Source organism: Roseateles sp. P5_E11 (assembly GCF_054049355.1).
Genome location: NZ_JBFUMO010000046.1, coordinates 1 through 21231, shown reverse-complemented (window position 1 = coordinate 21231; position 21231 = coordinate 1). Strand labels below are relative to the sequence as shown.

Here is a 21231-nt window from a genome sequence, read left to right as displayed (position 1 = left end):
ACCTTGGAGCGGTAGGCCCAGTCGGTATAGACGTAGACCTCGTCGCCGCTGGCGAGAGGAATGMTCCAGCGCGCGGTGAGGTTGTAGGTCCACTTGGGCGCGTTGGGCAGCGAGTTGCCGTCGACCATCGCGTTGTTACCGACGATGGGGTCCTGCACCGTCGGGAAGGCGCCATTGACCTTCAGCGAGCCGCCCGGAGGCACGCCCAGGCCGGCGTCCTTGAGCTTGGTGTTGTTCAGCGAGCCGCCGAAGGTGACCATCAGGTCGGGCGTGATCAGCGCTTCGAGGTTGATCTCGGCGCCGGTGCCGGTGGCCTTCTTGGCATTRAGCAGGCGGGTGGCGTTGACGCTGCCGCCCACGGCCGTCAGCTGCAGGTCCTTGACGGTGTAGCTGAACAGCGAACCCGACAGGCGCAGCGTGCGCTTGAGCAGTTCGCTCTTGAAGCCCACTTCATAGGAGTTGACGGTTTCCGGGCTGGCCTGCGATTGGCCGGCGAAGGCCGATGCGTTCTGCATGGACGACGCGCGGAAGCCATTGGCGTAGCGGGCGTAGAGGTTGGTGTCGGCGTCGAGCTTGTAGGTGGCCGACAGGTCGCCGCTCCACTTGCCGTCGTCGGTACTGGCGCTGGTGCCGGTGGAGGTGTTGAACAGGCCCGTGCCGGCGTGGGTGGTGGACAGGTCCTTCTTGTCCTTGGTGTAGCGCAGGCCGGCGCGCAGCTTGAGCTCATCGCTGACGGCGTAGTTGAGCGAGCCGAACACCGCGCCGGCCTTGTTGGTTTGCGCGCTGTAGATGTGGTCGACGTCGGCGTGGGTCGTCGTGTTGTAGGTGATGTTGTCGATCGTGTACTTCTCGTCGAAGAGATACACGCCCGCCTGCCAGCTCAAGGGACCGGCGGTGTTGGACTCGAGGCGCACTTCCTGCGTCAGCTGGCGGTGGCCGTTCATGCCGCTGCCGGTTTCGGACTGGAAGGGGATGCCGGGTGCGCCGGGCACGCCGCCGTCGATGTCGCCGCGGGACAGCGGCTTCACATGCTCATAGCCGCTGATGGCGTAGATGTTCAGCCCGGGCACGGACCACTTCAGGCGCAGGCTGCCACCGGTCTGCTTCAAGGTCTGGTCGTTGACGCCATTGAAGGCGGCCTTCTCGGCGTCGAAGCCGTCGGCCAGGTCGTTCGTGCCGCGCTTGATGGCGTTGGCACGGAACAGGCGCGGGCTGCCGTTGAGGTCGCGCACGTGCAGGTTGGCCAGGGCGCTGAACTGCTTGTGCGGCTCGTACAGCACCTGGGCGCGCACGGCGCTGTCGCGGTAGCCCTCGGTCTTGGGCGTGACGGCGCCGGGGGCGGTGTTCTCGGCCCAGTCGCCACGGCGCTGGCTTTGCGCGGAGATGCGGGCAGCCCAGTCGCCGCTCAGGGGCAGGTTGGCCGCGCCTTCGAGGTTCAGCGTGCCGTAGTTGCCCACCGTGACGCTGGCGTAGCCGTCCTGCTTGTGGCTGGGCTTGATGGAGTCGAACTTGACGACGCCGGCCGGCGTGTTGCGGCCGAACAGCGTGCCCTGCGGGCCGGCGACGACTTCCACCGCGGCGGTGTCGAAGATGGGGAAGCCCTTCAGGATGGGGTTCTCCTGGATCACGTCGTCGACGATGACGCTGACCGGCTGCGAGGCGTTGAGGCGGAAGTCGGTGTTGCCGTAGCCGCGCAGGTAAAAGCGCGGGAAGGCGCGGCCGAAGCTGGACTCGATGTTCAGGCTGGGCACGCGGCCCGACAGGAAGCGCAGGTCCTGGCCGCCGGAGGCCAGCACGTCGAGCTTGTCGCCGCTGATCTTGGAGACGGCGTTGGGCACGTCCTTGATGTTTTCGGCACGCCGCTCGGCCGTGATGACGACGGTTTCGAGCTGGCTGCGGTCTTTGGCTGGGGCTTCTTGAGCCAGGGCGGGAAGGGCGGTGCTCAAGGCGAGGGCCAGGAGGCTCATGCGCGGTGCGTTCATCAAACAACGACTCCAGAAAAGGAAGCGGCCCCAACTGCAGGGCCGGCGGCGATTGTGCGGACCGCCGCAGGGGCTGGCAGCCGTCATGACTGCGTTGTTGCGCAAGTCTGACGGAGTAGTCAGTTTGCGGACGGGCCGTGCAGGTGCCCCCCGCACCGGGGCCGTGCGGGGGCGCACGAGAATGCGGCGCATGAAACGTCGTCCCCTCCTTGCTGGCCTGGCTCTGGCGCCTGTAGCCACCCGCAGCCTTGCCACCAATGCCGCTGACTTCGCCGCGCTGGAACGCCGCGTGCAGGGCCGAATCGGCTTCTTCGCCATCGACACCGGCAGCGGCCGCGTGATGGCTCACCGCGCTGACGAGCGATTCGCTACGGCGTCGACCTTCAAGATCCTGCTTGCCGCCCGCGTGGCCCAGGGTGTGGAGGCCGGGCGCTGGGGCTGGAATGACGCGGTGCCCCTGCGTGAGAGCGAGCGCGTGCCGCATTCGCCGGCCTTCGACCGCTTGCTGCCGCGTGGCCAGGCGACGCTGGCCGAGCTGGTTCAGGGCATCGTCGTCGAGAGCGACAACCCCTGCGCCAATGTGCTGCTGCGCCACTGCTGTGATTCGCCGGCCGGCCTGACGACCTGGCTGCGCCAGCAGGGCGACGCCGTCACGCGCCTGGATCGCTTCGAGACCGAGCTCAACGAGAACGCCCCGGGCGACCCGCGCGACACCAGCACGCCGCGCGCCTTTGCCAGGACGCTGCAGCATCTGCTGCTCGGCCCGGGCCTGAAGCGGGCCAACCAGGCGCGCTTGTGGGCCGACCTGCAGGCCTCGCGCACGGGCCTGAAGCGGCTGCGGGCCGGCGTGCCGGATGCGAGCTGGCGCGTCATCGACAAGACCGGCAGCGGCGCCCGTGGCGCGGTCAACGACGTGGCCCTGGTGTTTCCGCCGGGCGGCCGTTCGCCCTGGGTCGTTGTTGCCTTCCAGTCCGACTCCAAGGCCTCGAGCGACGAACTCTCCACCGTGCATGCGGACGCGATGCGCGGGCTGGTGAGGGCCTGGGCTTGAACAACGCGAGTCGGCGCCAGTACGAGGCCCGCATGCACCGCGTGCAGGCCCACATCGACCGCCATCTGGACGCGCCGCTGGACCTGGAAGCGCTGGCCGCCGTCGCCCACTTCTCGCCCTACCACTTCCACCGCCTCTTCCTGGCCTGGACGGGCCAGACCCTGGGCGACTACCTGGCGCGCCGTCGCCTGGAGAAGGCCGCTCAGCGGCTGCGCGGCCAGCCGGATTCGACCGTGCTGAGCATCGCGCTCAGCGTGAGCTATGGCTCGGCCGAGGCCTTCTCGCGGGCCTTCAAGCAGCGCTTCGGCCTGCCACCGGCGCAATGGCGCAATCTCGATCAGGCCGATAGCAATCTGGATCAAGCCGGCGCCGGGCCGGACGACGAGCATGGCTTCTCCCGCAACCGTGACGAAGGAGATCCCGTGAACGTCCGCCTCATCGACCGCCCGCCCGTGCGCATGGGCTATCTGCGCTACCAGGGCGCCTATGGCCCTGCCCTTGGCCGCTTCTGGGCCGAGACCTTCAACCCGTGGCTGGCCACGCAGAACCTCGGCCCCGTGTCGCGCTTCGGCATCAGCCACGACGACCCCAGCCTCGTGCCGCCCGAGCAATGCCGCTACGACGCCGGCGTGGCCGTGCCGGATGACTGGGCGCCCAACGGCGGCGCCCTCGTCACCGAGTTGCCCGGTGGCCGCTATGCGGCGCTGGACTTCGAAGGCACGGCCGCCGAGATCGGCGCCGCCTGGGCGGCCATGATGGGCCGGTGGCTGCCGAGCAGCGGCCTGCAGCTGGATGCGCGGCCCTGCTTCGAGCACTACGGGCCGCAGTCGAAATTCGACTTCAAGACCGGTGTGTTCGACTGCGAGCTGTGCATCCCTGTCGCGCCGCTGTAGCCGGCGCTCACACCAGCGGTGCGAACTCGCTGACCGTGCGGGCGCGCCCGGTCTGCTTGGCCTGGTAGAGGGCGCGGTCGGCGCGGTCGATGGCCAGGTGCAGGTCCTCGCCGGGCGCGCATTCCGCCACGCCGGCGGAGAAGGTGACGTGCAGGCCCGGCACGATGCTGTCAAAGGAGGCCGCCTCCAGCGCGTCGCGCAGGCGCTCGACCAGGGCTGCGGCCGTGTCGGCGCTGGCCTGCGGCGTGACGACGAGGAACTCCTCGCCACCCCAGCGCCCGGCGAAATCGCTGGTGCGCAGCGTGGCGTGCAGGGTGGCCGCGAAATGACGCAGCACCGCATCGCCCACGCCGTGGCCGTGGCGGTCGTTGACGGCCTTGAAGTGGTCGATGTCGATCAGCACCAGGCTCATCACATGGCCATGCTGGCGCTGGTTCAGCTGCTCGGCGGCGAGGCGCTCGCTCAAATGGCGGCGGTTGCTGATCTGGGTCAGCTCGTCGTGGTGGGCCAGGTACTGGATGCGCCCCAGCGCAGCGCGCAGTTCGGCGGTGCGCGCGCTGAGCTTGGCGCGCAGCCGCGCCATGTTGACCGACAGCACCGACACCGCCGTCATCAGGATGGCCGCGAAGCTGAAGTGCAGGGACTCGACCGCCGCGGGAAAGTTGGCCGGGTCCGTCGTGGCGCCATAGCCCATCGCGACGGCCAGCGACGCCAGCCCGAACAGATAGAGCCCGAAGGCCTGGCGCTGCGACAGCACGAACATGCCCCAAACGAGGTTGAGCAGCATGATGGCGATGATGGCGCCGCGCAGCGGCGGGTCGATGGCATAGCCCCAGGCTGTGATCAGCGCGCCGAAGACCGATTGCGGCAGCGTCAGCGACCGGTCGCGTGCCAGATGACGGCTCAGGCCCGTGCGAACCAGCACGTAAAAGCCCGCGATGCCGGCGAGGCCGACGCCGCTGATCCAGGCTCCGGGGCCGGCCTCCATCAGACCGAGGTTGACCTGCACGGCCACGTTCAGCGCGAACAGGCCGTAGACCGTCAGCGCCAGCAGTGTCAGCTTCACCGCGCCGCGGCCCTGGCCTTTCGGGCCCAGCAGCCAATCCGCCCAGCTCGCGGGAGCAGGTGCAGGGCGGGGCGAGAGTTTGGGCACGGTGGATGGGGCTGGGATGCCGGGCGAGGATAGCGGCCGCCGCGCTGGCGCGGCGGCGGGACACAGTTCGTTGCACGGCGAAGCGTCGCGGGGGTGAAGCCGCCCACACTGCCTTCATCCCTTCAACTTTGTGTGAGCACACTCCATGCCCATCACCTGCTTCATCCGCTACGAGCTCGACCCCTTCCAGCGCGAGGCCTTCCGCGAGTACGCGCAGGCCTGGGGCCGCATCATTCCGCGCCTGGGCGGCCGGCTGCTGGGCTACTGGCTGCCGCACGAGGGCACGAACTACGAGGCCTGGGGCCTGGTCGGTTTCGACTCGCTGGCCGACTACGAGGCCTACCGCGTCCGCCTCAAGGCCGACCCCGAGGCGCGGGCCAATTTCGAGTTCGCGCAGAAGCAGCGCTTCATCCTGCGCGAGGAGCGCACTTTCTGTGAGGATGTGCAGCCATGATCGCCGTCATCTTTGAAGTCCAGCCCACCGACGAGGGCCGCCAAGCCTACCTCGACCATGCCGCCGCGCTGAAGCCACTGCTGGAGCGCATGGACGGCTTCATCTCGGTGGAGCGCTTCCAGAGCCTGACGCAACCGGACAAGCTCTTGTCTCTGTCCTTCTGGCGCGACGAGGAGGCGGTGCGCGGCTGGCGTGAGGTGGAGCGGCATCGCGAGGCCCAGGCGGCCGGGCGCGGCGGGCTGTTCAAGGACTACCGGCTGCGGGTGGCGCATGTGGTGCGCGATTACGGCCTGAACGAGCGCGAACAGGTCCCTCGATGAACGCCGAACCCCGCCTTGCGCGCATTGCCGCGGCCATCGCCGACCCGACGCGAGCACGGACGTTGGCCCGCCTGCTCGATGGCCGCCTGCACACGGCCGGCGAGCTGGCCACGCATGCCGGCGTGGGCGCGGCGACGATGTCGGCCCACCTGAAGCTGCTCGTCGACGAGGGCCTGGCCCGCGTGCGGCCGCAGGGGCGACATCGCTATTTCGGCCTGGCCGATGGCGACGTGGCGCATGCACTGGAGGCGCTGCTGCGCTTGGCGGATCGCCGCGATGGCATCGACGAGCCGGCGGCCGACTTGAAGCGCTGGCAGCGGCCGGAGATGCGCGGCCTGCGGCATGCGCGCAGTTGCTATGGCCACCTGGCCGGCGAGCTGGGCGTGCGGCTGCATGACGTCCTTTGCTCGCGCGGCTGGGTGGAGCGGGCGGGCAGTGCAGAACGGTTGACGGACACGGCGCGCGCGACGCTGCAGGCGCAAGGACTGGAATTGGCGACCGTGGCTGCGGGCCGGGCGCTCTATCCGTGCGTGGACTGGTCCGAGCGACGCGAGCATTTCGCGGGCGCCGAGGCCGTGGCTTTGCTGGAGGCATTGCTGGCGCGCGGCTGGCTGCGCCGCCGCGACACGTCGCGCGAACTGGTCTTGACGCCCACCGGCCAACGCGAATTCGTCGACGGGCTGTTGGCCGGTTGAGCCACGTGGCCGGCGCCGCGGGCGCGTTGGCGTAGAGCTTGCTATTCATGCGGCGCTACCACCCGCCGCATCCCTATGCCCATTCATCCTTGCTTTCCCGCCGCGCGGTTCACCCCCTGGGGCCGATCGGCCGCGTCACTGACGGGCTTGCTTGCGATGCCCGCACTGGCCGCCGAGCAGGTGCCGGCCGCCCAGATCAACGCCGGCGACACCGCCTGGCTGCTCAGCGCCACCGCATTGGTCCTGMTGATGACGCTGCCSGGCCTGGCGCTGTTCTATGCCGGSATGGTGCGCAAGAAGAACATCCTGGCCGTCATGGCCCAGACGCTGGCCTGCGCCGCGCTGGTGACGCTGCTGTGGTTCGTCTGTGGCTACAGCCTGGCGTTCGAGCCGGGGCCGGCCGGGCTGGAGCGCCGGATCGGCGGCCTGGGTGGCGCCGGGCTGGGCAATGTGCTGCATGACAAGGCGACCGGCCTGGTCAGCGTGCATCCGCTGATGCCCAGCGTGCCGGCGGCGGTGTTCGCGCTGTTCCAGCTCAGCTTCGCCGTCATCACGCCCTGCCTGGTCATCGGCGCGGTCGCCGAGCGCATGCGCTTCGCCAGCCTGTTGGCCTTCCTCGGGTTGTGGTCGCTGTTCGTCTACGTGCCGGTGGCGCACTGGGTTTGGGCGCCGCAGGGCTGGCTGGCCCAGTTGGGTGCGCTGGATTTCGCCGGAGGCACGGTGGTGCACATCAATGCCGGCGTCGCGGGTCTGGTGGCCGCGTGGATGCTCGGCCCGCGCGCGGGCTTCGGCCGTGCTGCACTCACGCCGGCCAACCTGGCCTACACGATGACCGGCGCCGGCCTGCTGTGGGTGGGCTGGATGGGCTTCAACGGCGGCTCGGCCGGCGCGGCGGATGGACGGGCCGGCATCGCAATGCTCAACACGCAGCTCGGCGCCGCAGCGGCCGCACTGTCCTGGATGGCGGCCGAGTGGGCGACGCGGCGCACGCCGACGCTGCTGGGCCTGTGCAGCGGCGCCGTGGCGGGGCTGGTGGCCATCACACCCGCCTGCGGCTTCGTCACGCCAGCTTCAGCGGTGCTCATCGGCCTGGTGGCGGGCGCGGCCTGTTACTGGGGCGCCACCGGGCTCAAACGCTGGCTGCGTGCCGACGACTCGCTGGACGTGTTCGGCGTGCACGGCGTGGGCGGCATCGTCGGCGCGCTGCTGACCGGTCTGTTGGCCGATCCGCGCGTGGGTGGCGTGGCCGGGTCGCTGGGCACGCAGGCCGTGGCGGTCCTGGCCACGGTGGCTTTCAGCGCGGTCATGACGGCGGGCATCCTGCTGCTGGTCTATCTGCTGCTGGGCGGGCTGCGCGTGGATGCGGCGCGCGAGCAGCAGGGGCTGGATCTCAGCCAGCACGGCGAGCAGGTGGCGTGATGGCCAGCGACAGCGAGAAGCTGGCCGTGGCCGCCCACCTGCATGTGCTGATGCGCCGCAAGATGGGTCGCGTGACGGACGTCGAATGGTTGGTGCGCAACGCCGACTACGCACGGGAGATCATCCGCCTGGCCTGCCAGCAGGCCGAGCATCCGGAGGTGGCGGATTGGGGCGCGCGGCTGCAAGCCATGCTCTTCCCGAAACCGCCGCCGGCGGCACCAACGCCTGTAAGTGCGCGTGCAGTGGCGGCGGCCCGCTACATCGGTGGCCTGCGCTGACGCGTCTTCTCCGCGTGGCCCGGCATGGCGTTGTACAACGCATGCCATGCACATCACCCGCATCGCGCCGCTCGTCGCGGCCTACTTCGCAGCCAGCCTCGCCCACTTCAGTCACAACGCTCAGTACATCGCCTTCTATCCTGGCATGCCGGCATGGCTGACCCCGGGGACGGTCTGGTTGTGCTGGTTTGCGGTTTGCGCCGTTGGCCTGTTGGCATGGGTGCTGACGCGCCTGGGTCTGCCCACGCTTGGCCTGCTGGCCCTTGGCGTTTATGGCGCCCTGGGCCTGGATGGCCTGCTGCACTATCGTCTGGGGCTGTGCTCGCAGCACACGCTGATGGCCAATCTGACGATCTGGGCCGAGGCGACGACGGGGCTGATGCTGTTGCTGGTGTCGGCCGTGCTGTTCGCGAGACGGCTGTCGTTGGTGAACACTCAAACACGTCAGGGCTGAAATGATCGAACTCCCTACCCTGCTGGCCTTCACGCTGCTCAACATGAGCTTTGCCCTCATTCCGGGGCCGGACGTCATCTGCATCCTTTCCAACTCGGTCTCGCGCGGCACGGCCGCAGGAGCCAAGGTGTGCCTGGGCATTGCCTGCGCTGCGCTGGTTCACGTCGCGGCCGCCACCTTGGGACTCACCGCCTTCCTGGCCGCCGTTCCCACGGCATTTCTGGTGGTCAAGGCGGTCGGTGCGGCCTACCTGGTGTGGCTGGGCTGGCAGATGCTGCGCCACCCCACCGAGGTGGCTGCCGGCCCCGTGAACAGCCGTTGGTCTTCGCCGTTTGCCCAGGGCGCTTTGTCCAACCTGTTCAATCCCAAAGTGGCCATCTTCTTCCTGGCCATCCTGCCGCAGTTCATCGACCCCGCCCTGGGCCATCCCGGCTGGCAGGCGGCCCTGCTGGGCATGGTGTCCATCGTCTCGGGCACAGTGGTCAACCTGTGTACCGCCGCGCTGGGCGGCAGGGCCAGGCATTGGCTGCTGGCCAAGCCGCGCTTCTTCCAGCGCTTCCAGCAGCTCGCGGGCGCTGCGCTGGTGGGGCTGGGCATCAAGGTCGCCCTGGAGCGCGCTCGCTGATACGGGGAGACCGCATGCCCACACTCGACCACCTGATCCTCAAGGTCAACGACCTGGACGCCAGCGTGCGCTTCTACGTCGACGTGATGGGCTTCACCGATGCCGGCCGCGACGGTCCCTTCACTGTCATCAAGGCTGGGCCGGACTGCCAGCTGCAGCTCGCCCCCTGGGGCACGCCGGGCTTCGAGCACTACGCCTTTGCAGTGACCCGCGCCGAGTTCGAGACCATCTTCAAGCGCATCAAGGCGGCGGGCCTGGGCTATGGGCCGACCTTTGATTCCGTGGGTACGAACACGGGGCCGGGCAGCGAGGTGGGTGCTCGTGGGCCGGGGCCGACGCTCTATTTCAACGACCCCAACAAGCACCTGATCGAGATCAGGACCTACGAAGGTTAGCGCTTGCTTTTCGGCGGCACGAGGGGCGCGCCGCGCTGGCCGGTGGTGAGATCCCACTGGTAGACCTCGCGCGTTGCCCTGTCGACGGCGTAATGGCCCAGCAGATGGCTGGCGTCCTTGGGCTCCTTGGGGCCGTCGAAGCGCAGCGTGAAGACGAAGTCGGCGTCGGTGGGATGGCGCTTGCAGCGGTAGTCGCCGCGCTTGTTGGGGCCGGCCAGATGCAGGGCGCGGGCGGTGCCGATCAGCTTGAGGCAGGCCTGGCGTTCGCTCAGGCCAGCAGCATGGGCGGGCCAGGCCGCGGTGGAGACAAGGGCAGCAGACAGGAGCAGCCGGAACATGCCGGCGAGTATCAGCCCTCAGCCCTCAGCCCACCTGAGCCGGCACGCTCCAGCGCTTGGTCACGTCGCCGCGCGTGTTGACGCTTTCCAGCTGCACGCCAAAGCCCCAGAGGCGGCCGACATGCTTGAGCACCTCCTGGGCGCTGTCGTGCAGCGGGCGGTTCAGGTGCTGCACGTGGCGCAGAGTCAGTGAGCGGTCGCCGCGCAGGTTGACGTTCCAGACCTGGATGTTGGGCTCGCGGGTGGACAGGTCGTACTGGCGCGCCAGCGCCTGGCGCACATGGCGGTAGCCGCCTTCGTCGTGGATGGCGGAGATCTCGTACTCGCTCTTGGCCTCGTCGTCGATGATGGAGAAGAGGCGGAAGTCGCGCATGATCTTCGGGCTCAGGTACTGGCCGATGAAGCTCTCGTCCTTGAAGTTGCGCATCGCGTGGTCGAGCGTGGGCAGCCAGTCACTGCCGGCGATGTCGGGGAACCAGTCGCGGTCTTCATCCGTCGGGTTCTCGCAGATGCGCTTGATGTCGGTGTACATCGCGAAGCCCAACGCATACGGGTTGAGGTTGGCGTTGGGATGCTGGTAGACGACGTTGGTGTGGGACTTGAGCCACTCGATCATCATGCCGTCGCTCAAGTAGCCGTCGTCGTACATCTGGTTGAGCAGGCGGTGGTGCCAGAAGGTGGCCCAGCCTTCGTTCATGACCTGCGTCTGGCGCTGCGGGTAGAAGTACTGCGCGATCTTGCGCACGATGCGCACGACCTCGCGCTGCCAGGGGTCCAGCAGCGGCGCGTTCTTCTCGATGAAGTACAGCAGGTTCTCCTGCGGCTCGTCGGGGAAGCGGCGGCTCTCGGCGGCTTCGTCGGGGCGGTCGGCCTTCTTGGGCAGGGTGCGCCACAGGTCGTTGATCTGCGACTGCGCGTGCTGCTCGCGGTCCTTCAGCCGCGCGCGCTCTTCGGCCAGCGACAGCTTGGCCGGGCGGCGGTAGCGGTCCACGCCGTGGTTCATCAGCGCGTGGCAGGAGTCGAGCAGGGTTTCGACGGCATCGACGCCGTAGCGCTCCTCGCAGTCGGCGACGTAGTTCTTGGCGTAGACGAGGTAGTCGATGATGGACGAGGCGTCCGTCCACATGCGGAACAGGTAGTTCCCCTTGAAGAAGCTGTTGTGGCCGTAGCAGGCGTGGGCGATGACCAGGGCCTGCATGGCCAGCGTGTTCTCCTCCATCAGGTAGGCGATGCAGGGGTCGGAGTTGATGACGATCTCGTAGGCCAGGCCCATCTGGCCGCGCTTGTAGTTGCGCTCGGTGCTGATGAACTCCTTGCCGTAGCTCCAGTGCCGGTAGTTGACCGGCATGCCGACGGAGGCATAGGCGTCCATCATCTGCTCGGCGGTGATGACCTCGAGCTGGTTGGCATAGGTGTCCAGGCCGAAGCGCTCGGCGGTGTTCTTGATGACGGTGTGGTACTCGTCGATGAGATCGAAGCTCCAGTCATTGGGCGAGGGCAGGGGCTGGCTGGGTCTGCGCAACAGCGGCTTCATGCGCCGCAGCGGCAGGTGCTGGCGGCGGTCGGGCATGCCGGCCGGCGGGTTGGCCGGGCGCTCGTGGTGACGGCGGTCCTCTTTACTGCTCATGTGGAGGCCCCTTCCTTCTTGAACAGCTCACGGAAGACGGGGTAGATCTGCGAGGCCTCGACGGCCTTGCGCATGGCGAAGTGGCGGGCGTCCTCGCTGAGCTTCTGGTATTCCTCCCACAGGTTCTGTTCGGGTTCGGCTACCTGCACATAGGCGAAGTAGCGGCACAGCGGCAGGATCTTGTCGGCCAGCAGCTCGCGGCAGCGGCCGCTGTCGTGGTGCCAGTTGTCGCCGTCGCTGGCCTGGGCGCCGTAGATATTCCACTCGGTCGGCGAGTAGCGCTCCTTGATGATCTGCTCCATCAGCACCAGGGCGCTGGAGACCACGGTGCCGCCGGTCTCTGTCGCGTGGAAGAAGTTCTGCTCGTCGACTTCCTGCGCCTGCGTGTGGTGGCGTATGAAGACGACGTCGATCTTTTCGTAATGCCGCGTYAGGAAGAGATAGAGCAGGATGAAGAAGCGCTTGGCCAGGTCCTTGCGGCCTTCGTCCATGGAGCCGGACACGTCCATCAGGCAGAACATGACGGCGCGCGTCGTCGGCACCGGGATGCGCACGCGGGCACGGAAGCGCAGGTCGATGGGGTCGAGGAAGGGGATGGCCTTGAGGCGCTCGCGCAGATGCTGGATGCGCTCACGGGTTTCGAGCAGCAGTCGCGGCGTTTCGGGGCGGTCTTCCTTCAGCAGCTCCTGCTCGCGGGCTTCGAGCTCGTGCAGCTCGCGGCGCTTGTCCATGCCCAGCGCGATGCGCCGGCCCAGGGCGCCGCGCATCGAGCGCACGACGTGCAGATTGGTGGGCGTGCCGTCAGACACGAAGCCGGCGCGCTGGCTGCGCCACTCGGGCGTGTCGGCCAGCGTCGTGCGGGCGAGATTGGGCAGGGCCAGGTCCTCGAAGAAGACCTGCATGAACTCTTCCTTGCTGAGGTGAAAGACGAAGTCGTCCTCACCCTCGCCAGTGTCGCTGGCCTCGCCGCCTCCGCCGCCACCGCCCTGCCCACCCTTGGGCTTGGCAATGCGGTCGCCCTTCACATACTCCTGGTTGCCCGGCCGCACAACCTCGCGCACGCCGCCGTCGCCATGGCCGAAGACGGGCTCGCTCAGGTCCTTCTTGGGGATGTGCACATCCTCGCCGCGCTCCATGTCGCGGATGCCACGGCCATCGACCGCGCGTTTCACCGCCTCGCGGATCTGCTCCTTATGGCGACGCAAGAAGCGCTCGCGGTTGCCGATCGACTTGTTCTTGCCGGAGAGGCGCCGGTCGATGATCTGTTGAAGCGACATCAGCAGTGGCCGGTTGCGTTCAGGAACTCTTGCGCACCCTCAAGTACCACTCGCACAACAGCCGCACCTGCTTGGCCGTGTAGCCCTTGTCCACCATGCGCTGCACGAAGTTCTCGTGCTTCTTGGCGTCCTCGGCGCTGGCCTTGGCGTTGAAGCTGATGACAGGCAGCAACTCCTCGGTGTTGGAGAACATCTTCTTCTCGATGACGGTGCGCAGCTTCTCGTAGCTGGTCCACAGCGGGTTCTTGCCCGCGTTGTTGGCGCGCGCACGCAGCACGAAGTTGACGATCTCGTTGCGGAAGTCCTTGGGGTTGGAGATGCCGGCCGGCTTCTCGATCTTCTCGAGCTCGGCGTTCAGCGACGCGCGGTCGAACACTTCTCCGGTGTCGGTGTCGCGGTACTCCTGGTCCTGGATCCAGTAGTCGGCATAGGTCACGTAGCGGTCGAAGATGTTTTGGCCGTACTCGCTGTAGCTCTCCAGATAGGCGGTCTGGATTTCCTTGCCGATGAACTCGGCATAGCGCGGCGACAGCTGTTCCTTGATGTAGCTGACGTATTTCTCTTCCAGCTCCTTGGGGAACTGCTCGCGCTCGATCTGCTGCTCCAGCACATACATCAGGTGCACCGGGTTGGCCGCCACCTCGGCCGAGTCGAAGTTGAAGACCTTGGACAAGATCTTGTAGGCGAAGCGCGTGCTGATRCCGCTCATGCCTTCGTCAACGCCGGCGTAGTCGCGGTACTCCTGGTAGCTCTTGGCGCGCGGGTCGGTGTCCTTGAGGTTCTCGCCGTCGTAGATCTGCATCTTGGAATACAGCGACGAGTTTTCGGGCTCCTTCAGGCGCGTGAGCACGGCGAACTGGCTCATCATCTTCAGCGTGCCCGGTGCGCACTTGGCCTCGGACAGCGACGAGCCGCGGATCAGCTTCTCGTAGATCTTGACCTCCTCGCTGACGCGCAGGCAGTAGGGCACCTTGACGATATAGACGCGGTCGAGGAAGGCCTCGTTGTTCTTGTTGTTGCGGAAGGTCTTCCACTCGCTCTCGTTGCTGTGCGCCAGCACGATGCCGTCGAAGGGGATGGCGCCGAAGCCCTCGGTGCCCTTGTAGTTGCTTTCCTGCGTGGCGGTCAGCAGCGGGTGCAGCACCTTGATGGGCGCCTTGAACATTTCGACGAACTCGAGCAGGCCCTGGTTGGCCAGGCACAGGCCGCCGCTGTAGCTGTAGGCGTCGGGGTCATCCTGGGCATAGGTTTCGAGCTTGCGGATGTCGACCTTGCCGACCAGCGAGCTGATGTCCTGGTTGTTCTCGTCGCCCGGCTCGGTCTTGGCCACGCCGAGCTGCTTGAGCACGCTGGGGAAGCGCTTGACGACCTTGAACTTGCGGATGTCGCCGCCGAACTCGTCCAGGCGCTTGACGGCCCAGGGGCTGAGGACTCGGTTCAGGTAGCGGCGCGGGATGCCGTAGTCGCGCTCCAGCAGCGGGCCGTCCTCGATGAGGTCGAAGAGGCCGAGTGGCGACTCATTCACCGGCGAGCCGGCCAGCGCGTAGAAGGGCACATGCTCCATCAACTGCTTGAGCCGCTCGGCGATGGAACTCTTGCCGCCGCCGACGGGCCCGAGCAGGTAGAGGATCTGCTTCTTCTCTTCCAGCCCTTGCGCGGCATGGCGGAAATAGGAGACGACCTGCTCTATGGCCTCTTCCAGGCCATAGAACTCGGCGAAGGCCGGGTAGATCTTGATGGTCTTGTTGGCGAACAGGCGCGACAGCCGCTGGTCGTTGCGCGTGTCGAGCATCTGCGGCTCGCCGATGGCCTGCAGCATGCGCTCGGCAGCCGTGGCGTAGGCCAGTGGGTTTTTCTTGCACTCTGCGAGGTAGTCCTCCAGCGAGAGCTCCTCGACCTTGCTGCGCTCGAAGCGCGCTGCGAAATGGCTGATGACGTCCATGCCGACCTCCTGCGGTTTGAACTCCACAGGGCCGCAGGCACGATCCGTGCCCGAGGGACTGGGGGGTTCTGATCGCGCCTCAACTGCAAGGCGTCATCAGAACTCTCCACTCGCTTGATCAGCAGCTTGGCGCCGCCGACCGCTCGTCAATCTCAAGAATAAGCCGCTATCTGCCCATCAACACGACCACCAACAAACCAACGCAGTTTTCCGTTGACAGGGTGCCGGGCCAGCATACGCCCGCAGTTTGGGCAAGACCTGGCACTTTTCGGGCAAACCACACGAACCCGGGGGGCTTGTGGCGGGCCGCAGACAAAGCTGTCGGTGAAGAACTGTAGCGAGAGTGGCGCGCGTCACGGATGCATCACCATCCTTGTTGGACCACGCGGGCATCGTTACTGCGCACCTAGTGTTGAGCGCCTGCCGGCAGCGTCTTGTCAGACGCCGCCGCATTGCATCGCAGCCTGCGTTGCTCAGGCGCCGCGCAGCTTGTCGAGGATGCCGGACAGGGCGTCGAGCGAGTCGAAATGGATGGCCAGTTCGCCGCTCTGAGCACCACGCTTCGTTGCCTTCTTCACGCGCACCTCGACGGTCGCGCCCAAAGCGTCGGCCAGCTCTTCTTCCAGCCGCAGCACGTCGCGGCTCTTGTCGCTCTTCACGCGCAGCAGCGGCGCCTGGCGGCCGGCGCCCTGGTGCCTGGCGACCAGCTTTTCGGCCTCACGCACACTGAGCTTCTTGGCCGCGATCTCGCTGGCCGTCGTGATCTGCGTGGCGCCATCCAGCGGCAGCAGCGCGCGGGCGTGGCCCATGTCGAGGTCGCCGGCCATCAGCATGTTCTGCACCGGGGCGGAAAGGTTCAACAGCCGCAGCAGATTGCTGGCCGCACTGCGCGAACGGCCGACCGCCTGGGCCGCCTGCTCATGTGTCAGGCCGAACTCGTCGGTGAGTCGTTTCAGGCCCTGCGCTTCCTCGAGCGGGTTGAGGTCTTCGCGCTGGATGTTCTCGATCAGCGCCATCGCGGCGGCCGATTCGTCGGGCACCGCCTTCACCAGCACCGGCACCTCGCGCAGGCCGGCAAGTTTTGCCGCACGGAAGCGCCGCTCGCCGGCAATGATCTCGTAGGTCGCGCTCCCGTTCGGTGAGATCGGGCGCACGAGGATCGGTTGCATGATCCCTTGCGCCTTGATCGATTCGGCCAGCTCGTACAGCGAGCCCTCGTCCATGCGCGTGCGGGGCTGGTATTTGCCGGCCTGCAGCTGTTCGAGCTTCAGCGTGGAGGGCAAGTCGGTAGCGGGCGCTTCGCTGACCTTGGGGCCAAGCAGGGCCTCCAGGCCGAGGCCGAGGCCTTTGGGTTTCTTCGTGACCATGGGGGCGGATTGTCGATGAATGGGCGCCCCCAAACCTGCCACTTTGCGTCAGGCCCCCCGAGGGGGTGCGGAGCGGCTCGGGAGCGGCCCGTCGCCGCTCCAGCGCTTGCCGAGGCTTTCCAGCAGCTCGCGACCCTCGGGCCAGTCGCCCAGGCCCGATTCGGCGTTCAGATGACCCCGCGGCCCGGCGATGACGACACTGCTGCCCCAGTCGGCCGCCATCTGCGTGCTGCGCTCGGCGGCGCCAAAGGGGTCGTCGCTGCTGATGACGGTGATGCTGGGGAAGGGCAGGCGCGGGCGGCGGATGGGTCGCCAGTTGTGGAGCTGGGGCGGCATGTCCGCGCGCTCGGTGTCCGGCGGGGCGACGAGCAGCGCGCCTTTCACGCGGCCGACGTGCTGGGAATGCTCGGCCCAGGCGGTGACGAGCTGGCAGCCCAGGGAATGGGCGACCAGCAGGGCCGGCGCGTCGTCCTGCAGCAGCACCTCGTCCAGCCGCGCCATCCAGTCGCCGCGGCGGGGCCAGTCCCAGTCGTGCTGCTCGACGCGCTCGTCGCCATGCAGCCGCTCCCAGCGGCTTTGCCAGTGGTCCGGGCCCGAGTTTTGCCAGCCCGGGAGAAGCAGTACACGCTCAGATTTCATGGTTTGCCCTTATCCTGCACAGTTCGATTTTCAGCGGTTGGAGCAGCGGCGATGACGTTCAAGGTGTTTGTGGATGGCCAGGAAGGCACCACGGGTTTGCGGATTCACGAGTACCTCGCGGCCCGCAGCGACATCGAGGTGCTGAAGATAGCCGCCGACAAGCGCAAGGACCCGGCCGAGCGTTCGCGTTTGCTGAACGCCGCCGATGTGGCCTTCTTGTGCCTGCCCGACGCAGCCTCGCGCGAGGCCGCCTTCATGGTCAACAACGACCGTACCTGCCTCATCGACGCCAGCACGGCCCACCGCACGGCGCCCGGCTGGGCCTTCGGCCTGCCGGAGCTGGCCAGGGGCCAGCGTGGCGCCATCCAGGCCAGCAAGCGCATCTCCAACCCGGGCTGCCATTCCAGCGCCTTCATCCTGTTGGTGCGCCCGCTGGTGGATGCCGGCCTGTTGTCCAAGGACGCCGCCATCAGCGCCACATCCATCACCGGCTACTCGGGCGGCGGCAAGAGCATGATTGCCGAGTACGAGCAGCAGCCCTTGCCGGCCCATCTGCAGGCGCCGCGGCCCTATGGCCTGGGTCTCAAGCACAAGCATTTGCCGGAGATGGCTGCCCACACGGGGCTGGCGACGCCGCCGGTCTTCCAGCCCATCGTCAGCAGCTTCTACAAGGGCCTGGCCGTCAGCGTGCCGCTGCACCTGAGCCAGCTCAAGGCCGGCACGACGCCTGAGCAGGTCCATGCCGCGCTGGCCGCACACTACCAGGGCGAGCGTTTCATCAACGTGAAGCCGCTGCGCGACGCGGCCGCGCTGGATGCCGGCTTCTTCGACGTGCAGGCCTGCAACGACACCAATCGCGTCGACCTCTTCGTATTCGCCTCCGACACCCAGGTGCTGCTGATGAGCCGCCTGGACAACCTCGGCAAGGGCGCCAGCGGCGCGGCCGTGCAGAGCATGAACGTCCACCTGGGTCTGGAAGAGAGCCTCGGGCTGGTCTGAACCAGAAATCAGGGCGCTGAGGCGCAGCCCGGCGACATAGGATGACGCCTCTCTCAAGCAAACGACGGGCCGCTCCCGAGTTTGCTTGACCCCCTTGGGGGGCCTGTCGCGTAGTGACAGGTCTGGRGGCTCTATGTTGGGAGGCGTGATGTCGAAGACTGCAGGCACTGATCCTGTTCTGGCCCGGATCTCTTTGGTCATTCCGGGCCGCACGATCGCCTTGGGCGGCCAGCCCGAGGAGGGCGTGCCCGTGTGCCGGCTCGACACCGAAGCCATGCGCTGGACCTATGTGCTGCGGGCACGCGAACGCTGGCTCAGTTCGAGTGACGCCAGCAACAGCCGTGAGGAGCAGGCCAACCGCACGCTGAAGGGCTTTGGCCTGAAGGACGCCGACCTGGAGGCGCTTGCCCGCGCGCCGCGCGTCGTCGTGCGCATGCCTTACGCGTCGGAACGCGAGGGCTGGCAKGGCCGCATCTTTCCCTGGGAATATCTGCTGGCCAAGGCCACGCGGCGTTATCGCAATGTGGACAACCACCGCGTCACCGTGATGCGTGAAGTGGTGCCCAAGGCCCCGGCCCGGTGGAAAAAGCCCGGGCAGCGCAGCCTGCTCTATGTGCAGAGCGCACCTGGCGGCTTGCGGCAGACATGGGATTTCAGCGCGGAAACCAAGCGGCTCAAACGCGCGCTGGGCGACATCCAGCTGATGGAGTTGAAAGACCCGAGCTGGCAACAGCTGCACGACGTCGTGAAGGCGCACAAGCCCGACCTCATCCATCTGAGTGGCTTTGACAATCTGGCCGGCCTGAAGGCCTTGCGCGACCTGGTGCCGAACGGCGAAGTGGTGGAGGCCGAATTCGGCCCGATGCAGCTGGACGACGTGCTGGCCAAGGAGGCCAGCGTGCCCGACGGCATGCTGCTGGCCGGCGAGAGCGGCGGCGCGGCCGTCGTCGGTGCGCAGCGGCTGGCCGAGGCGCTGGGGGCGGGGGGCGAGCACTGCGCCTATTTCGTCTCCCTCAGCCTCGAAAACTCGGCGGCGCGCACGGCGGCCCTCATCGTGGCCGAGCGCGCGGCCCTGTCGGCCGTGGGCTTCCAGGACGCGGTCGAGGACCAGCTGGCGGACTTCTTCTTCGAGCTGGTCTACGGCCAGCTCGACCAGGCCGTGTGGAACCTGCCGCTGGCCTTCGAGAGCGCCTGGTTGCGCGCGCGCAAGGAGCCCAGAGCCACGCGTGCCACCGGCGTCACGCTGTGGATGGGCGCGCCGCTGAACGAGGCTGCGTTCACGCTGGGCGAACCCGCCGCGGCTGAACTGCGCGACGCCGACACGCCGCCGCGCCTGCTGGCCAAGCCCGAGAAGGAGCTCAACTACGCGGTACTGCACAACAACGGGCGCCTGTTCAGCGAGATCGTCGTGGAGCGCGGCAACGCCAGTCCCGAGGATGGCTTGAGCGTCGACGTGGAGCTGCAGCTCGGGCCCGAACAGGCGCGCTGGCGCAAGCGCTTCGTGGCCGGCGAGACGCGCTTCGACCTGAGCAACGAGGTGCACGTGCCGCTGACGGCTGCGCTGATGCGTTCGCTGCAGGAAGCGGTCAACAGCACCTTGATGGTCCAGCTCAGCCACAACGACAAGGTGCTGACGCGCGACAGCCATCGCCTGCGCCTGCTGCCGGTGGACCAGTGGCGCGACAACGACAAGGACGGCCAGTGGCTGCCCTCCTTCGTGCTGCCGCGCGATCCGGCCGTCGTCAGCGCGGTGGAACTGGCACAGCGCTATGTGCGCATCCTGCGCGACAACCCCAGCGCCGGTTTCGAGGGCTATCAGGCCGCGCCGAGCACCGAGGAAGAGCAGCTGCGCGAGGTCGATCTGCAGGTGCAGGCGATCTGGGCCGCCCTGCTGCATGAGTGGCGGCTCGGCTATATCAACCCGCCGCCGTCGTACAGCAGCAAGCTCGATTCGCAGCGCCTGCGCACGCCCAGCACCATCCTTGGCGCCCGGGCCGGCACCTGCATCGACCTGGCCCTGCTGTTTGCCGCCTGCCTGGAGCTGATCGACGTCTACCCCGTCATCTTCCTGCTCAACGGCCATGCGCTGCCGGGCTATTGGCGGCACAGCAGCTTCCAGGCGGACTATCTGGCGGTCAGCGGCGAGGGCGCGCATGGCGCCATGGCCGGCGCCGCGGATCGCAATTCCTCCGCCAGCCTGCAGCGCTATGCCTGGCAGGCGATCGGCAATGCCCCCTACCGCGAGGTCAGGCAGCTGATCCGCGCGCGGCGCCTGGTGCCCATCGAGACGGTGCGGCTGACCGAGCACTGCGGTTTCGTGGAGGCGGTGGAGGCGGGCATCGATGCGCTGTCCGAAGCGGAAGACTTCCACTCGGTGCTGGACGTCGTGACGGCGCGCATGAGCGGCATCACGCCCCTGCCCATCGTGGAGGAGAGGCCATGAGCGGTAACCAACTTTGGGCCGACGTGAGCGCCCGTCTGGTGCTCGAAGAGGAGCCGACCGAGGTCAGCACCCTGCCCATCGGCCAGCGCCGCCGGCGCGCCGCGGCGCGCGACGCCGATGGCCGCGCCAAGGTCGAGCTGGTGCGCGACGAGGACGGCCTGCTGCGCTGGGTCTATTCGCCGCCGACCACGCCCGGCGGCACGGGGCGGCGCTCCTACCGGTCGATTCGCGTGGCGCCGGACGACGTCCTGCAAAGCTTTCGCTTCAACGACTTCGGTGCCAATGCGGTCACCGACAAGCTGATCGCGGCCGATGACTGGTTGACGCCCGACAAGGGCATGCAGCGCTGGCAGGACGGCCGCCTGGTGAACGACGCCCAGCCCAGGATAGACAAGGGCCGCGTGCTGCTGCTGGTGCATGGCACCTTCAGCAAGTCGCAGATGTGGTTCGACGAGCTGCAGGCCACCGACGCCGGCAAGAAGCTGCTCGCCGGCTGGCAGCAGAAGTACAGCGCCATCCTGGCGTTTGGCCACGCCACCCTGTCCGTGGCGGCCTGGTCCAACGCCCTCGATCTGCACAGCGCCCTGCAGGACGTCAGCGCGCCCATCGACGTGGTCTGCCACAGCCGGGGCGGCCTGGTCGTGGGCTGGCTGATGCGGCTGCGCGCCGTGCCGGTGGAGCGGGTGATCTTCGTGGCGTCGCCGCTGGTGGGCACCAGCCTGGCCGCGCCGGACAAGCTTCGTGCAGCCCTCGACATGATCGCCAGCTACGCCGATGCCGTGTCGACGCTCAGCAAGCATGCGACGGGCATCGTGCCCTTTGCCGAGGGCGTTTCGCTGCTGGCCAAGATCTTCGGCAAGGTGCTGCACCTGGGCAGCAC

At 67.6% G+C, this 21231-nt stretch carries 21 protein-coding genes; 13 read left to right on the top strand and 8 right to left on the bottom strand.

Translation table 11 applies throughout. The features are described 5' to 3' along the window. A partial coding sequence (locus ACXJKR_RS06025) for a TonB-dependent receptor (protein WP_457321567.1) occupies positions 1–1982 on the bottom strand: 1982 nt, incomplete at its 3' end. 190 nt (positions 1983–2172) lie between these two features. Between ACXJKR_RS06025 and bla the strand changes: the two genes are divergently transcribed. Together bla and ACXJKR_RS06015 are read left to right on the top strand one after the other, a co-directional pair. Then, positions 2173–3033: a class A beta-lactamase gene (gene bla / locus ACXJKR_RS06020; RefSeq protein WP_056190979.1), complete on the top strand. Its 861-nt coding sequence runs from the start codon at positions 2173–2175 to the stop codon at positions 3031–3033. After that, a complete protein-coding gene (locus tag ACXJKR_RS06015) occupies positions 3030–3926 on the top strand; it encodes an AraC family transcriptional regulator (protein WP_457321565.1) in 897 nt (298 codons plus the stop codon). Before bla ends, ACXJKR_RS06015 begins: the two co-directional genes overlap by 4 nt. Positions 3927–3933: 7 nt before the next feature. Here the strand turns inward: ACXJKR_RS06015 and ACXJKR_RS06010 are convergent, their stop codons facing one another. Beyond that, on the bottom strand, positions 3934–5079 hold the full coding sequence (locus tag ACXJKR_RS06010; protein WP_457321563.1) for a GGDEF domain-containing protein: 1146 nt from the start codon (positions 5077–5079) through the stop codon (positions 3934–3936). A 145-nt stretch (positions 5080–5224) separates the two neighbouring features. Here ACXJKR_RS06010 and ACXJKR_RS06005 point away from each other — a divergent pair, with 145 nt between their 5' ends. From ACXJKR_RS06005 to ACXJKR_RS05970, 8 genes are all read left to right on the top strand, one after another. Then, complete coding sequence (locus tag ACXJKR_RS06005) at positions 5225–5533, top strand: NIPSNAP family protein (RefSeq protein WP_457321561.1); 309 nt, start codon at positions 5225–5227, stop codon at positions 5531–5533. Continuing rightward, a complete protein-coding gene (locus tag ACXJKR_RS06000; protein ID WP_056190972.1) occupies positions 5530–5853 on the top strand; it encodes an antibiotic biosynthesis monooxygenase family protein in 324 nt (107 codons plus the stop codon). Before ACXJKR_RS06005 ends, ACXJKR_RS06000 begins: the two co-directional genes overlap by 4 nt. After that, on the top strand, positions 5850–6548 hold the full coding sequence (locus tag ACXJKR_RS05995) for an ArsR/SmtB family transcription factor (protein ID WP_457321559.1): 699 nt from the start codon (positions 5850–5852) through the stop codon (positions 6546–6548). Before ACXJKR_RS06000 ends, ACXJKR_RS05995 begins: the two co-directional genes overlap by 4 nt. A 156-nt stretch (positions 6549–6704) precedes the next feature. Next, the gene (locus ACXJKR_RS05990; protein WP_457321569.1) at positions 6705–7967 is read left to right on the top strand and encodes an ammonium transporter; all 1263 of its coding nucleotides are present in this window, start codon (positions 6705–6707) and stop codon (positions 7965–7967) included. Further along, complete coding sequence (locus tag ACXJKR_RS05985) at positions 7967–8245, top strand: hypothetical protein (RefSeq protein WP_056190967.1); 279 nt, start codon at positions 7967–7969, stop codon at positions 8243–8245. Before ACXJKR_RS05990 ends, ACXJKR_RS05985 begins: the two co-directional genes overlap by 1 nt. A gap of 46 nt (positions 8246–8291) precedes the next feature. Then, complete coding sequence (locus ACXJKR_RS05980) at positions 8292–8699, top strand: hypothetical protein (RefSeq protein WP_056190966.1); 408 nt, start codon at positions 8292–8294, stop codon at positions 8697–8699. 1 nt (position 8700) lies between these two features. Next, positions 8701–9324 carry a LysE family translocator gene (locus tag ACXJKR_RS05975; RefSeq protein WP_457321556.1) on the top strand — a complete coding sequence of 208 codons (624 nt, stop codon included), beginning with the start codon at positions 8701–8703 and terminating at the stop codon, positions 9322–9324. 14 nt (positions 9325–9338) lie between these two features. Then, positions 9339–9719 (top strand): VOC family protein, encoded by a 381-nt coding sequence (locus tag ACXJKR_RS05970; protein WP_457321554.1) that lies wholly within the window; start codon positions 9339–9341, stop codon positions 9717–9719. Here the strand turns inward: ACXJKR_RS05970 and ACXJKR_RS05965 are convergent. The 6 genes from ACXJKR_RS05965 to ACXJKR_RS05940 all read right to left on the bottom strand — a co-directional run bounded on the left by ACXJKR_RS05965 (position 9716) and on the right by ACXJKR_RS05940 (position 16909). Then, positions 9716–10057, bottom strand: a complete 342-nt coding sequence (locus ACXJKR_RS05965; RefSeq protein WP_457321552.1) for a hypothetical protein — start codon at positions 10055–10057, stop codon at positions 9716–9718. The two genes, ACXJKR_RS05970 and ACXJKR_RS05965, sit on opposite strands and share 4 nt — an antisense overlap. Before the next feature lie 25 nt (positions 10058–10082). Continuing rightward, positions 10083–11627, bottom strand: a complete 1545-nt coding sequence (locus ACXJKR_RS05960; RefSeq protein WP_394326309.1) for a SpoVR family protein — start codon at positions 11625–11627, stop codon at positions 10083–10085. Positions 11628–11680: 53 nt separating this feature from the next. Next, a complete protein-coding gene (locus ACXJKR_RS05955) occupies positions 11681–12961 on the bottom strand; it encodes a YeaH/YhbH family protein (protein ID WP_056190957.1) in 1281 nt (426 codons plus the stop codon). A gap of 19 nt (positions 12962–12980) precedes the next feature. Further along, on the bottom strand, positions 12981–14903 hold the full coding sequence (locus tag ACXJKR_RS05950; RefSeq protein WP_056192487.1) for a PrkA family serine protein kinase: 1923 nt from the start codon (positions 14901–14903) through the stop codon (positions 12981–12983). Positions 14904–15376: 473 nt separating this feature from the next. Then, positions 15377–16270, bottom strand: a complete 894-nt coding sequence (locus tag ACXJKR_RS05945; protein WP_457321550.1) for a ParB/RepB/Spo0J family partition protein — start codon at positions 16268–16270, stop codon at positions 15377–15379. Between the two features lie 48 nt (positions 16271–16318). Continuing rightward, positions 16319–16909 (bottom strand): RBBP9/YdeN family alpha/beta hydrolase, encoded by a 591-nt coding sequence (locus ACXJKR_RS05940; protein ID WP_457321548.1) that lies wholly within the window; start codon positions 16907–16909, stop codon positions 16319–16321. A 51-nt stretch (positions 16910–16960) separates the two neighbouring features. Between ACXJKR_RS05940 and argC the strand changes: the two genes are divergently transcribed. The 3 genes from argC to ACXJKR_RS05925 form a co-directional block, all read left to right on the top strand. Next, complete coding sequence (argC, locus tag ACXJKR_RS05935; protein WP_457321546.1) at positions 16961–17908, top strand: N-acetyl-gamma-glutamyl-phosphate reductase; 948 nt, start codon at positions 16961–16963, stop codon at positions 17906–17908. 148 nt (positions 17909–18056) lie between these two features. After that, entirely contained in the window at positions 18057–20351 is a 2295-nt protein-coding gene (locus ACXJKR_RS05930; RefSeq protein WP_457321544.1) for a hypothetical protein, read from the top strand. Further along, positions 20348–21231: esterase/lipase family protein (locus tag ACXJKR_RS05925; protein WP_457321542.1), on the top strand; the 884-nt coding region annotated here is incomplete at its 3' end. The genes ACXJKR_RS05930 and ACXJKR_RS05925, both read left to right, overlap by 4 nt.